A 14,513-nucleotide genomic window follows, 5' to 3' on the forward strand; every position below is an offset into this window, starting at 1 on the left:
CGGCTCGGCCTGGGGATCGAGCGCCGCCTCCGTCACGGTCAGAAGGCCTGCCCGAGCGAGACGTAGACCGCGATGCGCGGATCGCCCGCCACCGGATTGATCGGCGTCGCGACGTCGAGCCGGATCGGCCCGAAGCGGGTGTGGTAACGCACGCCGATGCCGGCGCCGAAGCGCAGATTGTCGAACTTGGGCAGCGAGGCGGTCGAGATGTTGCCGCCATCGACGAAGGGCACGATGCCGAAATTGCCGAAGCGCACCCGTGCCTCCAGCGCGAACTCCGCCAGGCTGCGCCCGCCGATCGGATCGTCGAACACCGGGTCGCGCGGTCCGATCCGCTGGAAGCCGTAACCTCGCACCGATCCGCCGCCGCCGGCATAGAAGCGCCGCGACGGCGCGATCCGGTCGCGGCTGGCGCCCGCGATCGTGCCGAGCCGCACCCGTCCGGCAATCGTCACCCGGTCCGTCACCGGCTGGTAGTAGCTGCCGTCGATCTGGAGCCGGGCATAGAAGAAGCTGCCGTCCTGCAACGAGGCTTCGGGCGACAGCCGCGCGCCGAGGCGGAAGCCGCTGGTCGGATCGAGCAGGTCGTTCGATCCGTCATAGCCGAGGAACAAGGGGAGCGCGCCGATGAAGAAGGTGCGCCGCCGGATCGTGCCGCTGTCGATATCGATGTCGCGCTCGTCGCTGGCGGTGAGCTCCACCCCCGCCGACCAGGTCCAGTTCTTCTGCCAGATGATGTTGGTCTGCCGCTCGATCCCGCCGGCGACGACGAAGGTGCGGGCGTTGAAGGCGGGCCGATCGACATTGGCGGCGGCGATCTGCGCGGTCAGCACCTGGTCGCGGCGCCTGAAATTGTTGCGCCTGAGGCTGGCGGACAGGGATTGCTCGCGGGTGCCGGCCACGCCCCGGAAGGTCACGGCGCCTTCGGGCGGCAGCAGGTTGCGATGCTGCCAGCTCGCCTCCAGCCGGATGCCCTCGCCGGTGCCGTAGCCCGCCTCGGCCGCGATGGTGCGCATCGGCGCGGGCTCGAGCGCGATGGCGAGATCGACCAGGTCGGTGCCTTCGCGCGCCACGGGCCGAATCGTGACGGAGGAGACGAGGCCGGTGGCGACGAGCGCCTGGCGCAGATCCTCGATCCGGTCGGTTCGCCAGGGATCGCCCTCGTCGAAGCGGGCGATCGTCTCGACATGGCCGGCGCCGAACGGCGGATTCCCCTCGACGGCGATGCTGCCGAAGCGTCGCGCCCCGGCGGGCTCGACCGGCATCACCAGGGTCGCGGTGCGTGTGTCGTGATCGACCAGCACGTCCGGCTCGCCGACCTCGGCGAAGGCATAGCCGCGCCGGCCCAGCTCCGCGCGCAGCGCCGCCTGTGCCGCTTGCACGCGTCCGGCATCGACCGGGTCCTGCTCCGCGACGGCGAACGACTGGCGCAGCGCCTCGGCATCGGCGCCGGCCGCCGCCTCCAGCCCCGGCAGGCGCACCTCGCTGAACCGGTAAAGAGGGCCCGGCACGACCGCGAGCGTTACCTGGACGTCGCCGTCCGGCGCGGCCTCCACCTGGGTGCCGACCGTCACATCATAATGGCCGAAGGCGCGCAGCAATTCGGCGATCAGCTCGGCGTCGGCGCGGGCGCGGCGGTCGATCTGCGCGGCATTGGCGGGATCGTGGCGATATTCCTCCAGCGTGGAAAGATCGCGGAAGCGTGCCAGCAGCTCCGGCTGCTCGGCCTCGTCGATGCCGGTGATGCGATAGGAATAACGCCGCGTCGCCGCCGCGTCGGCGATTTCGCCTTCCGGCGCCGCCGCGATCTCGCCGGGCGCTTCCTCCGCCATATCGGGCCAGGGCACGTCGAGATCGTCCCACGGCTCGAGCGGCGCCGAGGGATCGAGCGGACGGTTCACCTCGTCCAGCGGGTCCACCGCCTGGGCGGCGGCGGATCGCGGGCAGAGAACGAGGGCGAGCGCGGCCAGAACGGCCGCCGAGTGTCGCCCCGCAACGGCTTGCAACATAAGGTGAAACTAGCGGGCGCCGAAGAGCCGCGCCAGCGCGGATTTCGTTTCGGCTGCGTGCGTTCCCGGAGTCTGCTTCAGCAAGGCTGAAACAGGAGCGGCGACGCTGGAAACGGCGCTAGTGGACGGTGCGTTCGCCCCGCCCGGATGCGAGCAGCACCACCATCCGCTCGATCTGCCGCCAGCGGCAGAACAGGACGACATTGCCGGCTTCGCGGCTCCGGTCCGCCTGGGCGGCGGCCTCGCTCGCGGCATGGATGCCGAAGCGCGCGATCAGATCGGCCGCCTCGGTCGCCGCCGACCGATCGGGCAAATGGACATGTTGGTGCACGCTGGCTTCCCGTTTTCTTTTCTTGTTCTCGGGGGTTAGCGCGCCAGCCCTTTCAAAATGACCGACACGCATCGTCAACAAGGCATAAACCACGATCCGGGGGCTGGCGGCGGCGGTCCGGGAATGCCATGAGCGCGCTTATGAGCACGTCCGACAAGACACCCCGCGCCGGCGGCGCCCTGATCGCCGCCGCCATCCTGGTCGGCGCCGTGGTCGGCATCATCTATCGTCAAGCCAGCCTCGGCGTCGTCGCCGGCCTCGCCGCCGGCATCGCGCTGGCCCTGCTGGTCTGGCTGGTCGACAAGAGGCGCTAGCTTTACGTCGTCATTCCGGCGAAGGCCGGGTTGGCTTTCCCATCTTCCTCCCTTTCCTCCGCGTCTCTGCGCGCATGAATATGGTTCGCGCAGAGACGCGGAGATCGCAGAGAAGAAAATGTGCTGATGCTGCAATCGTCAGCGCTAGCCGATCCGCCGTCCCGTCCACACCACCCGTCCCACCACGTCCACCGCCTCGAGCGGGCAATCCGGCCAGCCCGGATAGGCCGGATTGTCGCTGCGCACCGACAGCGTGCGCGCGGCGGGATTGAGCGCGAGACGCTTCACCACCAAGGCCTCGTCGATCCGCAGCACATAGATGCCGTCGCGCAGCCGCCCGGCGCCGTCGCCGCGATCGACCAGGATGTCGTCGCCATCGTTCAGCGTCGGCGCCATCGAATCGCCGGCCACCCGGATGATCGAAAGCTGGTCCGCCCCGCCGCGCGCCACCCGGCGCAGCCAGGCGGAGTCGAAGGCGATATGGCCGCGCGCCCGCTCGTCCGCGTCGAACGCGCCCGCCCCCGCCGCCGCGCCGACATCGAGCCGCGGCACCGGCACCAGCCCGCCCGGTGGGCCCGGCTCCGCCGGCGGCGCGCCGAGCAGCGCCTCGTCCACGCCGAAATAGCGTGCCAGGTGCCGCCGATCCGCCTCGGCCAGCCGGCGCGGCGTCCCGCGCTTGATATATTGCTGCACATAGGCCGGGTTGCGCCCGATCAGCCGGGAGAGGCCGGCATAATCCTCCCCCCGCGTCTCGATCAGCCGCGCCAGGGCGGTCCGGGCATCCTCATCGGCCATCTTTCTCCTATACGGATAGGATTTTTCCTAGACAAGTAGGAAATCACCTCCGAATCAGGAACAGAACAAGAACTAACGAGTCGGAATGAGTCGGAGGGCGACCGGATGAACCTGCTGAGGCGGATCGAGATTCACATGCGGCGCAGCGCGATCACGGCGACGCGGATGGGACGCGAGGCGATGGGCGATCCGCGCTTCGTGCTGGACCTGCGCAACGGCCGCGAGCTGCGCCCCGCCACCCGCGCCCGTTTCCTCGCCTGGCTGGAGCGGCGCGAGCGGGAGCTCGGCCAATGAGCCTGTCCGCCCGGATCGTGTCGCGCGCGATATGGACGATGTTCGAAGAATTTCCGGGCATGGTGGGGGTCGAGCATGTCTCCCGCCGCGCCTGGGCCAGCGCCACCTTCGTCGGAGAGCGTCACCGGCTGCGCCTCTCCTTCGCCGGCCCGGCCGCAGAAGCGGCGGCGGACCGCTTCATCGCCGATCTGGACGATCACGAATTCGATCTGGGCGATCATTTCGTCGCCGACATCGCGATCGTCGTCGATCGTCGCGACGGCGAAGCGGTCGAGCTGCTGGCGGAGATACTCGTGATGGACGAAAACCGGCGGTGAGGAGGAACCTGCCCCCGACGTGGCGTCAGGTTCGTCAACTTCCGACGACCGGACGGCGTCTCAGGCCTGGCGCGCGGCCAGGCGCTGGAGGCTCTCGATCGCGCTCTGCAGCCGGTCGTTGGCGGGCATCGCCGCGGGAGACGGCGGCGCGGCGCGGGGCGCCGGAGCGGGCGCACGCCGCGTCAGCCCCTGTTCGAGCCGCGCCATCAGGTTCGGCAGGCTGTCCGTGGCTTCGGGAAGAACGAATTCAGGGGGCGCCGGCTGCGGCTCGGGCGCGATTTCGGCCTCCGGGGTCAGCCAGTCCGGCACCGCCTTGGCCTCGAACGACCCGAAATCCCGTGCCGCCGAGATCGGTTTCACCGCCGGGGCGTCGGGATGGAGGTCGCGCCGACGCAGGCGCGGGCTTTCCGGTTCGGCCACCGGCGCGAAATGCGGCCGGCGCGGCGCGGCGAAGCGGTCGAGCCAGCCGAGCAGCGCTAGGACGAGGCCGAAGACGATCGCCGATCCGCCCAGCGCCATGACGATCCGCGCGGTCGCGCCGAGCGGCGGGGCTGCGGCGGGGAGGATGGCGGGCAGGCCGGTCAGCGCGACCGCCGCGCCCAGCAGGTCGGCCGGCGCGGCGAAGGCGACGAAGGCGACCGAGAGGGCGGCGAGCGCCGCGACCGGCAGGTCGATCGCGCTGCGGCCGGAGCTGCGGAAGAGAGAGGAGATCATGCGGCCTTGCCCGTCAGTCGTTGGTAAACCGGTGCGTAGCGCGAAATGTTTGACGCCCAGTTACGTTCGCGCTCGACGAACGCCCGGGCGGCGTCCCGCCGCGCGGGCCACGCGCCCCGCTGCTCGAACAGCCCCGCCAGCGCCCCGGCGGTCGCCGCCGGATCGCCCGGCGGAAAGAGCGTGCCCGTCACCCCATCCGCGATCAATTCGCGATGCCCGCCGACATCGGAGGCCGCGACCAGCTTCATCTGCGCCATCGCCTCCAGCGGCTTCAGCGGCGTCACCAGCTCGGTCAGCCGCATCGCCTTGCGCGGATAGGCCAGCACGTCGACCAGCGCGTAATAACGCTCGACCTCCCGATGCGGCACGCGCCCGGCGAAATGAATGCGTCCCGCCGCCGGCGAGGCGGCCGCCTGCGCCTTCAGCGCATCTTCCATCGGCCCGCCGCCGACGAGCAGCAGATGCGCATCCGGCCGCCTTTCGATCAGCGCCGGCATCGCCCCGATCAAATCGTCCAGTCCCTCATAATCGTAGAAGGACCCGATGAAGCCGATCACCTCCGCCCCGTCGAGCCCAAGCCGCCGCGCCAAGGCCGCGTCCGGCGGCGGCGGATCGCCGAACAGGCCGAGATCGACGCCGTTGGGCGACACGACGATCCTGTCCGCCGCGATGCCGCGCGCGATCAGGTCGCCGCGCAACCCCTCGCAGATCACCGCCACCGCATCGGCGCGGCGCGCGGCATGAGTCTCAAGCATCCGCGTCAGCCGATAGCGGAACGATCCCTCGCGCCCCGTCCCGTTGCCGACCGCCGCATCCTCCCAGAAGGCACGGATCTCGTACACGAGCGGGATCGCCTGCCGCCGCGCGACGGGCAGCGCCGCCAAGGCGGTCAGCACCGGCGAATGGGCATGGAGCACGTCCGGCCGCCATTCGGCCACCAGCACGTCGAGCTGGTCGCGCAGCGCCGCGATCTCCCGCCATTCGCCGAGCGGCGAGGGCGCGGGCGGCGGCGGCTGGGTACGATGGAAGACGAGCCCCTCGATCTCCTCCGGGTCCGGCCCCGCCACCTTGTGCCGGGCCGAGCTCAGCCCCCGCACCTCCCAGCCCATCGCCTGCTGCGCCTTCAGGATCGCGCGGGTCCGGAAGGTGTAGCCGCTGTGCAGCGGCAGGCTGTGATCGAGGACGTGGAGGATGCGCATGATCGCCTCCCCCTTGCCATGTCAGGCTTAACGCCGCGTTATGTACGTGGGGCAGTTTTCCGCCGCTTTGCGGCGCGCGTTTTCACAAGTTTTCACGTTCACCGGCCGTTCTCCCATTTGAGAATGGCCCCTTCACCCAGCTTTTTTTGGTCACGATCCCGCGCATAATGCTCGACCATCTGCAGCGATTGGCCGGTGATCGCTGCCGTTTCAGCGGCCGAGCATTCATTCTCTAGCATCGCGTTGACGGCGTTCTTGCGTAGCCCGTGCGGCACAACCTTTGCCCCATGCTCGGCCGCGAAGCCCTGCAGCAACATGCGAACGCTGCCCACGGCATAGGCGCGGCCGTTCGGTTGCGAAAGTACGGTGAAGCCCCGCCGCGGCAACGCGTCCAGGATAGCCGCGAGCTCGCGGTGCACCCGGATTTTCAGTTCGATGCCGGTCTTTTGCTGGCGCAGCTCGATCACACCTTCGCGGATATCCGTCCAACGCAGCCGACACACGTCGCCGATTCGCTGCGCGGTGAAATAGAGCAACGCAGCCGAGACCCGCACGCGCTCATCATCGGCCGCCAGCGCCGCCGCCAGAATGTACTGCGGCCAAGGCGCATGGGGATCCTGCGCGAACTGGTCGATATGCTCGACCGGGTTGCAGTCCTTAGGCACATGACCGCGCTTCCGCGCCCAGGCATAAAGCGCGCCGATCGCGCGCAGCATCATGTTCGCCGCGCCGGTCCCGCCCCGCTTCACCATGCGGCCGTTCACCTTTTCGGTGCGCGTGATCGCCATCTTGTCGAACAGCAATGCCACGTCGCCCGGCCTCACGTCGGCGGCTGGAGCCGTGGCGAGCTGATCCGCGAAATGGTTTAGATACAGCTGGTAAAGCGATTTCGTCGCGGGCGCCTTTTTCTCAAAGGCGGGGCTGCCCAGGTAGAGCGCGATCATCGCCGGAACGAGTAGCATCGGCTCGGGCCTGGAACGGCGCGTTCGCGCCGCCATGCAGCCCGCAAGGGCGCTGGCGAAGCCGGGATCGGAAATGTCGGGAAGCCGGCGCAGGATCGGCCGGCCGAGCGCGTTCACCGTGCCGGTGATGAAATAGAAATAGACGCGCCCCTTCGATTTCTTGCGTACGACCCATCGGGGCAGGCTACGAGGCGTCGGCTTGCGCATACAGCTTCGCTCCCGATCGCCAATCCGGCACATGATCGCCGGTGAGACGGCTAAGCATTTCGTCGATCTCGATACGAGACCAGCGCTCGGCATCGCCAATGGTGACGGGACCGGGCAAGGCCCCGTCGATGATCGCGCGCTCGAAATCGGCGATCGTCATGTCGCAATAAGCCGCCGCTGTCGCGCGACGCATGAGGCGCGGCCAGTCCGGAAGGTTGGCGGCCCGCGCCATCTAGACGGTTTCCACAATCTGGCGGTCGCCGGACCATCCGGCCCCCTCATCCTCTCGCTCCTGGAATTTGAGCGCGAGCTGGTCGACCACGCCCCCGCCGATATGGCCGATCCGGCCCGCGAAGGTCGAGCCGCACGATTCCGGATCGAAGTGTTCCAATCCCCAGGTCGCCGGTTCGAAAAAGCGCTGCACGTGATCGGCTTCGCCGGGATGACGCCAGGTGATTTCGGCCCCGAAGGGCCAAACCTGAACGCGCCTGATCATCGCCGCCATGATCGGATCGCCGATGGCGTGTGAGAGCGCGAAAAACACGTCCATCCCCTTTTCATCGACCATCTTCTTGACGGTGATCGCCGTCGATACGGCATCCTGCACCCGCTCGGCGCCGGCGACCGCCAGAGCGAACAGGGCCGCATGTGCCTCGTTCGCATCCGGCGCATGCGGGCCGCGCCCGCCCTTGGGCAACAGCCCGGCACCGCGAAGCTCGGTGGCGATGCCCTCGATCCGGCGCGCACTGGCGAAATTGTTGTTGGCGAACAACGCTTGAATGGCGGCGACTTTCATCGTCCTGCGACTCCTTCCGCGATTTCCGGGAAAGTAACACGCAACAAATCCCTGTCAATCACGAAATTTGCGGAAGGAGCCGCCGCCCTATCCCTCCCCGCCGATCGCGCGCCAATCGTCCAGTGCCGCCCGCGTGGCGACGATCGCGCCATCCTTCCAGAATAGGGGAAGCTTCCGCTGGCGGTCCAGGTGCGCCACTTGCCGCGTCGTCATGCCGAGATAGTCGGCGATCCCCCGGTGCCCGCGAACAAGCACCGGGGCGCCTCGCGGCGATGTCATGATCCTCTGCGCGGCGTGGCGAGCGCGCGCGCATGGCGCTGGCATCCGATGTCGTCGATTTCCTCCATGCCCTCACCGATCAGGCGCATGATGTGCCTGGCCGTAGTGCCCGCGCCTTTCAGCTTTTCGGTCATGTGCTTGCTGGCCTTGCAGTCAACGCGCTCGACCAGATCCTCGCACAGCGTCTCGATCATCGTCGCGAGCTGCGCCGCTTCCTCGATCTTGCATAGCGCGACATATTCGCGCTCATCATCCTCACGCTCAAGAAAGGAAATGCCGGCCTTCCACCCGCGCGACCTGATCGCGCCTAACTCCAGCGCGTCGCGCACCTGCCGGACCATCTCGAATTGCTCCTTGCCCAGGGATTCGTAACTCATCGTCGCGTCAAGCTTCGCGATCAGCCCGGCCGTGCTATTCGCCTGGGCGGCGACCATGTTGGCGATGGCGGCATCGGCCACCTTGTTCCAGGCGTTCTCCGCCGCATCGCCCAGATCATCTCCCGGACACCCTTCCCATGTCCGCTTCCACAGTTCGTACGCCTCCACTGCGGGATCGTCGGCGGGCACTTCAACGGGCATCTCGATGGCGGTCATCATGTTCATGTCTGTGTCTCCCTGATCGGTATGGTCGCCGGCGGCATTGCCGGCCGGGGCACTATGCCCGGCGCGCCGGCATCGCGGCAGGTCCGTCCCGGACGGGGCGCCTGCGCGGGCCGTTTCGGCCCGCCCTGATTTTTCCACGCTCATGGTCGTTGCCTCGCTGCTTTGGCCTGTCACAGCCGTTCCCCGGTAGCGGACCGGGTGCCGGGAGGGTGACAGCCGGCCAGCGAGACCGGTGGGACGTTTTCCCCCCGAAGGGGTATTGTATGTGCGCCCCGCTCCCGACATAATGCGTCGGTCAGCGGCGGACGCCAGTCCACGCTGTTCTTTCGGCGGCGATTCCGTTGGCGCGGTTTCACCGCCTATCGCTGGTCCGGGCTGTCACACCCACGGGCCACTTTGCCTCAAAGCCGATTCCAACGCAAGATTCCCCTCAAGGGGACCGGTCCTGTGCGCCGAACCGCCGCGCCAGCGCCAGCATCGCCGCCGAGCTGCGCGCCGCCCGCATGATCGCGGCGGCGATCGTCGCTTCCGGCACGCGTGCCATGCGCCAGCGATCGGCGACCGCCTCGATCTCGCGATAGATTTGCGTCTCCCTGTCGGGGATGCGAGACACGTCCCGCCGCGCTACAGCTTCCGCTCGGTGCGCGCCATGACCCGCGCCCAGAATGTGCCGATCCGCCCGCCGAGCTCGCGTTGGGCTTGTACGGCGCGGGCCGAACGAACGAAGGGCCGGGCCGCCATGGCCTTGATGTTCATGCGATAGACGCCCTTGATCCCGCGGGCCAGCGCCCGCGCCCGCTTGCCGATGCCGCCGCGTGGCACCGCCGCATAGGCGCGCGAGGCGGATTGCCGCACGGCGATCACATTCTGCGCCTTGCGGCCTTTTTCGACGAACCTGGAATAATAAAGCTTCCGTTCGTTGATGATGCCGACGCGCAGCGCGATCCGGCGCGTGAAGAACTGCTTCTTGAGGCCCGCCGCCAGCGCCCCGCTGCGCCGCGTCACGTCGGCGCGCTGCATCGCCAGGATCGCGTCGCCGGTGCGATCGACATCCTCGATCGCCTGGGCACGGATCGACTCGGGCAGGAACCGCAACAGGCTGGTCAGCCTCCCCGCGCCCCGGATGTTCTTGAAGCCGCCGCTGAATTGCGACCATGCGCGCGAAATCGCCATGCCTATGCCCCTACGGCAGCCGGCGCGACGCGCGCCGCCGCAGCGCCTGCTGCGCTCCCGCCGCACCGGCGCCCGCCGCCGCGACGTCGCCGGCATTGATCCGCGACCAGAATTCGGGGGTCATCAGATTGCCGCGCAGATAATAGTGATTGTTGACCACCGGCCGCGCCCCGCCGCCAATCGCATGGTTCGGAATGACGACGCTCGGCACCTTCGGCACCACGATCTCCGGCCCGCGCTCGCCCGTCACGTACCATTTGCCCGGCGACATCGGCCCGCCCTCGGCCCGGAAGCCGCCGAACAGCGCGCCGATGAACGATCCGACACCGCCTATGCCGCCCTTGCCGCCGAACGATCCCCCGGACAGCAATTGGAAAATCGCGCTCGACGCCAACTCGGCCGCGGCGCGCTGGAAACTGTTGACCAGCACGTCGCCCAGGTTCCGGCCGTACACGAGAGCATCCGCCAGCCCGCCCGAAATGTCGCGCAGGAAGCCGGTGCGGAACTGCTCCAGCCGCTCCAGGTCTTCGTGGGACAGCGGCTCAAGCGGCGGAATGCCCCCCATCGTCGCCGCGATCTCGTCGAGCTGCGCGCCGATGCTGCCCGTCAGGCTCAGCGCCTCGCGCATCCGGGCGACGCCCCGATCGCCGAGAAATCCCTCGCGATCCAGCGAAAGCATTCCGATCATGTCGTCATAGGCGGAGAAGCGCAGGCTTTCGGGGGTCCGCTCGGGGCGGCGCTGGCGAGAGCGGCGGCCTCGTCCGCCGCCGGACGGTGGACGCAGGTCCGCCGTGTCGAATGTGGTGGGCGGTTGATCGATATTCGTGTCCGCGGGAGTTCGCGCCAGCCGCCGCGCCTCGGCACGCAGGTTGCCGGCGCGCCGCGCATGTTCGTCCATATTGAGCGCGATCCAGGCACGCCCGCCGCCCTGCACCCTGGCGCGGTTCAGCTGATCTTGCGTGACATGGCTCGAGGTGAAGATGTGCGGAAAGTTCTGGCGAAGGCGGACCCGGAACTGTTGTTCCGCCATGTCCGCCGCCGCGCGGGCATCGCTGGCCGGGTCGCGCATCGCTTGAGTGCCGGCGATATAGCCGGCGCCGCCGCCGATGATGGCGCCGGGCAGGCCGCCAAACCGCGAGCCGAGCGAGATTCCGGCCAGGGTGCTCGCGAGCGGGATCGCCGTGCGGAGATTTTCGATGAACCCGGCGAGGGCGTTGGTGAGCCCGGTGATCGGCCCGATATTGTTCGTGATCGCGATGGCCAGCTTTGTCCGCAGCGTCTCCGAAAGAGCTTCCAGCTGATCGTTGGCGTCGCGCGCCTTTGCCGCCTGCTCGTCGGTGAGCAGCCCCATTTCACGCGCCCGCCGGGCCGCGCCGTCATAGCCCGTCGCGATGGCGGTGAGGATCGGGATCAGCCGCTGGCCTTCGCGCCCGAACAGCGCCTGCGCGGCCTGCGCGCGCCGGGACGGTTCCTCGATCGACACGATCCGCTGCGCCACCTCGCGCAGCGCGTCGCCGCCCTGTCGAAACCCGTTCAACTGCGCCGGCGTGATCCCGATGCCCTGGAAAGCGCGAACGGCGTTGCGCGTGCCGGCCTGCGCATCGGCCAGAGATTGCGTGAACCGCCCGACCACGGCCCGCATGTCCTCTGTCGCCACCCCGTTTTCGCGGGCCACGCGGTTCAGCACCTGCAGTTGCTCGACGGTGACGCCGAGCTCCTGCGCGGCGAGGGCCAGCCCGGCCGCATAGTCGACGGCGCCGCGCGCCGCCGGCACAAGCGCGCCGACGCTCAAGGCGACGCCGAAGGCGCCGAGCAGCCCGGTAACGGTGCGAACGCCCGCGCCGAACTTCCTGAATCCGCTGTCGAGATTGGTTATGTCGCCCTGGATCGACGTAAGCTGCGTTTCCACCTGTTGCCGCAACTCGCCGAGACTCCGGCTCGCGATCTCCGTATCGGCGTCGATCCGGATTATCAGATCCTGAATGCTGCCGCCCTTGCCGGCCACGTCACGCCCTCCCCACGCCGCTCACCATCGCGGCGAGCGCGGACACCCCCATCGCTCGCATCAGGAAATCCCCGCAGCCGGCCTTCGCGCCTTCAAGAACCGTCGCGACGGGCACGCCGCGCGCGAGGGCATCGGCCATGGCCGTTTCGATCGCCTCGGCGACGGCCCGGCCCTCGACGTCGAGATCATCGGAGCATTTCTTCATCGACGTTCCTCCATGATCGTCCCCGCCGCGTGACACGCGGCGGGGACCGGGGGAGGGCTCAGGAACGGGTGGCCAGGATCCGGATCGCCCGGCTGTCCACCACACTGCCGCCGATCCGTTTCGTCGTATAGAAATGGACGAACGGCTTGTTCGTGAAGGGATCGCGAAGCACGCGCGTCCCCGCGGCATGATCGACGATCAAATATCCCCGCTTCCAGTCGCCGAACGCGATCGGATAGCTGTCCGACGCCACGTCCGGCATGTCGGGGCTCTCAAGTACGGGATAGCCCAGCAGCAGCGAAGGCGCCCCGGCTTCCGCGCCCGGCCGCCAGATGTAATTCCCGTCGACGTCCTTGAACCTGCGAACCGCCTCCAGGGTGCCACTGTTCATCACCCAGGCCGCGTCTTGGCGATAGTCAGGCGCGAGCGATTGCACGACACTGATGAAGGTATCCACGGGGTTCGAAGAGCTGGTCGTCGCGACGAATCCGCCCTGGACGCCCGTCTTGATCATCATGAGGTCGCCGAAGGCGCGGGCGCCGTCCGAACTGGTGTTGATCGTGTAGGTGAGAAACCCCTTCGGCTTGTTCGTGCCATCGCCGTTTATGAAGGCAGCGCCTTCCGCCAGGCCGAATTCCTGCGCCAACTCACCGACCAGCCAATTGCCGGCATCGAAAAACGCATCGTCTAGCATGCGCTGTGACACGCTTGGGTTCGCATAGAGCTCGCCGGGATAGGGCACGACTTCCGCCAGTTTCGGCGTCGCCGTTTCGGGCCGCGAACTGGTCTCGCCGACCCAGCCCGCACCGGCGCCGTGGACATTCACAAGCTTCCGATACTCGCCGGGCTTTCCTCTCACCACGTTCGCCAGCGATCGGAGCGTCGCGCGATTGCGCATCAGGTCCAGAATCGTGCGATCCAGTTCCTCCGGCACCGCGAAGCCGCCGTCGGCGGACGTGGTGACGTTGAGCGCCTTCATCTCCAGCGCCCCGAGGCCGTCGTCCTCGCCCTTGCGCAGGAACTTCGCGAAGGCCTGCTTGTGGGCGATCTGGTCGGCGTTGAGGTCGCCGGCGGCGGCGCCGGGCCGGTTCGCCCTCGTCTCGATCAGCCGCAGATTATTCTCCAATCGGTCAACACGATCGGAATGCTTCTTTTTGAACTCATCGACGGCATCGGCGAGCTGATTGATCGTATTGAGAGGGTTGTGCTCAGTCATCTTGACCTACCGCGTTGAGGTTTAGGAAGACGTGACAATATTCCCGCGCGGAGCCTCGATTTGTAACGCGTAACGGATTTTTTCGTTTGACCAGTCGCAAAGCGCTCGGCCGATCGCGGCGCCGACGGCGCTGCTGCAGGCCATGTCGTCATCGGAGACGTAGCGGCCCAGCGCGAGGGCCGCATAGACCTCATCGCCGATCTCGACCGGCACAACCGCCACGCCCTTGCGCCGGCGCGCACGATAGCGCTTCTGGCGATCCGCGCTGCTCACTGGGCGGGCTGTCCGCCTGTCCCATCGATCTCGGCAATGAGATCGAGGAGTTTCTCGCGTAAACAGCCGGCACCCCAGCGCCTGGTCACGAAATTGGAATAAGCGAGCAGCATGGCCGATGCGGGGCATTCGTCGCCGACATCATCGGCCGCCTGGACCGCGCTGGTCTCGAAAACCCGTGCCAGACGAAGGATCACGGTCATGTCGAGCTCACGTGGCGGCGCCGCGTTCATTGCGCCACCCTGGCTTCATCGCGCATAACGAAGATCGCGACGCCCTTGAGCGTCGCGGTGGCGGCCTTCGCATTGCTCGCCGACAGGCGCGCCCTGAATGCGCGCTCCAATTCGCGGGGCGAAAGCGGCCGCGACAGCGCGTCCAGACAGGCCAGCACCACGGCCCGCTCTCGCGCCGTCAGCGGCATCAGCTGCAGCTCGATCGCCGCCCGATCGGATGGGCGCATACAGACAAGCGCCGACTGATCCGTAAGCCGATTCGCGGTCATTTGATCACCCCTCCCCGACTCCCGGCTGCCCGCCTCGGCGCCCAGCTCACGGTGGTTTCGAACTGTCGCGGCTCGCCGCCGTCCGCGTGCTGGTCGAGGAAAAATATTCCGCGCGACGCACTCACATCTTCGCAATAGGCCGTCCGCGGCACCGTTGGCGCCGTTCTATCCGATTGATCCCAAAAGGATTTTCCGCGCCCATTCGCGCCAGCGGATCGCTTGCCCCGGAAAAGGCCCCTGATCCTCTGAAAAAAACCGATCATCACAAAAAAAATCTCCGCATGCCTTCGGGGCGGGTGACTGAGCACATGGCCCGCCAG

21 protein-coding genes are annotated in these 14,513 nt (G+C 67.9%); 3 read left to right on the top strand and 18 right to left on the bottom strand.

The window, feature by feature from the left end:
- Positions 1-38: 38 nt before the first annotated feature.
- Positions 39-2,009 carry a BamA/TamA family outer membrane protein gene (locus tag KF780_12260; protein ID MBX3562570.1) on the bottom strand — a complete coding sequence of 657 codons (1,971 nt, stop codon included), beginning with the start codon at positions 2,007-2,009 and terminating at the stop codon, positions 39-41.
- Positions 2,010-2,127: 118 nt separating this feature from the next.
- Positions 2,128-2,340 carry a hypothetical protein gene (locus KF780_12265; GenBank protein ID MBX3562571.1) on the bottom strand — a complete coding sequence of 71 codons (213 nt, stop codon included), beginning with the start codon at positions 2,338-2,340 and terminating at the stop codon, positions 2,128-2,130.
- 140 nt (positions 2,341-2,480) lie between these two features.
- On the opposite strand from KF780_12265, the gene KF780_12270 reads away from it, so the two are divergent.
- The gene (locus tag KF780_12270) at positions 2,481-2,654 is read left to right on the top strand and encodes a hypothetical protein (protein MBX3562572.1); all 174 of its coding nucleotides are present in this window, start codon (positions 2,481-2,483) and stop codon (positions 2,652-2,654) included.
- Between the two features lie 144 nt (positions 2,655-2,798).
- Here the strand turns inward: KF780_12270 and KF780_12275 are convergent, their stop codons facing one another.
- Entirely contained in the window at positions 2,799-3,449 is a 651-nt protein-coding gene (locus KF780_12275; GenBank protein ID MBX3562573.1) for a S24 family peptidase, read from the bottom strand.
- Between the two features lie 105 nt (positions 3,450-3,554).
- Between KF780_12275 and KF780_12280 the strand changes: the two genes are divergently transcribed.
- Positions 3,555-3,743 (top strand): hypothetical protein, encoded by a 189-nt coding sequence (locus KF780_12280; GenBank protein ID MBX3562574.1) that lies wholly within the window; start codon positions 3,555-3,557, stop codon positions 3,741-3,743.
- The gene (locus KF780_12285) at positions 3,740-4,060 is read left to right on the top strand and encodes a hypothetical protein (protein MBX3562575.1); all 321 of its coding nucleotides are present in this window, start codon (positions 3,740-3,742) and stop codon (positions 4,058-4,060) included. Before KF780_12280 ends, KF780_12285 begins: the two co-directional genes overlap by 4 nt.
- 60 nt (positions 4,061-4,120) lie before the next feature.
- Here KF780_12285 and KF780_12290 read toward each other — a convergent pair whose 3' ends face one another.
- The 15 genes from KF780_12290 to KF780_12360 form a co-directional block, all read right to left on the bottom strand.
- Complete coding sequence (locus tag KF780_12290) at positions 4,121-4,774, bottom strand: hypothetical protein (GenBank protein ID MBX3562576.1); 654 nt, start codon at positions 4,772-4,774, stop codon at positions 4,121-4,123.
- The gene (locus KF780_12295) at positions 4,771-5,973 is read right to left on the bottom strand and encodes a glycosyltransferase, exosortase A system-associated (protein MBX3562577.1); all 1,203 of its coding nucleotides are present in this window, start codon (positions 5,971-5,973) and stop codon (positions 4,771-4,773) included. Before KF780_12295 ends, KF780_12290 begins: the two co-directional genes overlap by 4 nt.
- A 98-nt stretch (positions 5,974-6,071) precedes the next feature.
- Positions 6,072-7,142 (bottom strand): tyrosine-type recombinase/integrase, encoded by a 1,071-nt coding sequence (locus tag KF780_12300; GenBank protein MBX3562578.1) that lies wholly within the window; start codon positions 7,140-7,142, stop codon positions 6,072-6,074.
- Positions 7,120-7,335: a hypothetical protein gene (locus KF780_12305; protein ID MBX3562579.1), complete on the bottom strand. Its 216-nt coding sequence runs from the start codon at positions 7,333-7,335 to the stop codon at positions 7,120-7,122. Before KF780_12305 ends, KF780_12300 begins: the two co-directional genes overlap by 23 nt.
- A gap of 39 nt (positions 7,336-7,374) precedes the next feature.
- Entirely contained in the window at positions 7,375-7,938 is a 564-nt protein-coding gene (locus KF780_12310) for a hypothetical protein (GenBank protein ID MBX3562580.1), read from the bottom strand.
- 87 nt (positions 7,939-8,025) lie between these two features.
- Positions 8,026-8,217, bottom strand: coding sequence for a hypothetical protein (locus KF780_12315; protein ID MBX3562581.1), 192 nt, complete (start codon positions 8,215-8,217; stop codon positions 8,026-8,028).
- A complete protein-coding gene (locus KF780_12320; GenBank protein ID MBX3562582.1) occupies positions 8,214-8,819 on the bottom strand; it encodes a hypothetical protein in 606 nt (201 codons plus the stop codon). The genes KF780_12315 and KF780_12320 overlap by 4 nt, the downstream gene beginning before the upstream one ends.
- A gap of 430 nt (positions 8,820-9,249) precedes the next feature.
- Complete coding sequence (locus KF780_12325) at positions 9,250-9,432, bottom strand: hypothetical protein (protein ID MBX3562583.1); 183 nt, start codon at positions 9,430-9,432, stop codon at positions 9,250-9,252.
- Between the two features lie 11 nt (positions 9,433-9,443).
- Positions 9,444-9,992 carry a hypothetical protein gene (locus KF780_12330; GenBank protein ID MBX3562584.1) on the bottom strand — a complete coding sequence of 183 codons (549 nt, stop codon included), beginning with the start codon at positions 9,990-9,992 and terminating at the stop codon, positions 9,444-9,446.
- Between the two features lie 10 nt (positions 9,993-10,002).
- A complete protein-coding gene (locus tag KF780_12335; GenBank protein ID MBX3562585.1) occupies positions 10,003-11,997 on the bottom strand; it encodes a hypothetical protein in 1,995 nt (664 codons plus the stop codon).
- Position 11,998: 1 nt separating this feature from the next.
- Entirely contained in the window at positions 11,999-12,202 is a 204-nt protein-coding gene (locus KF780_12340; protein MBX3562586.1) for a hypothetical protein, read from the bottom strand.
- 58 nt (positions 12,203-12,260) lie between these two features.
- A complete protein-coding gene (locus tag KF780_12345) occupies positions 12,261-13,418 on the bottom strand; it encodes a phage major capsid protein (GenBank protein MBX3562587.1) in 1,158 nt (385 codons plus the stop codon).
- A gap of 21 nt (positions 13,419-13,439) precedes the next feature.
- Positions 13,440-13,691 (bottom strand): hypothetical protein, encoded by a 252-nt coding sequence (locus KF780_12350; GenBank protein MBX3562588.1) that lies wholly within the window; start codon positions 13,689-13,691, stop codon positions 13,440-13,442.
- A complete protein-coding gene (locus KF780_12355) occupies positions 13,688-13,924 on the bottom strand; it encodes a hypothetical protein (GenBank protein ID MBX3562589.1) in 237 nt (78 codons plus the stop codon). The genes KF780_12350 and KF780_12355 overlap by 4 nt, the downstream gene beginning before the upstream one ends.
- A complete protein-coding gene (locus tag KF780_12360) occupies positions 13,921-14,193 on the bottom strand; it encodes a hypothetical protein (GenBank protein ID MBX3562590.1) in 273 nt (90 codons plus the stop codon). The genes KF780_12355 and KF780_12360 overlap by 4 nt, the downstream gene beginning before the upstream one ends.
- Positions 14,194-14,513: the final 320 nt, after the last annotated feature.

Origin of the sequence: Sphingomonas sp. (genome assembly GCA_019635535.1) — a bacterium.
GTDB lineage: Bacteria > Pseudomonadota > Alphaproteobacteria > Sphingomonadales > Sphingomonadaceae > Allosphingosinicella.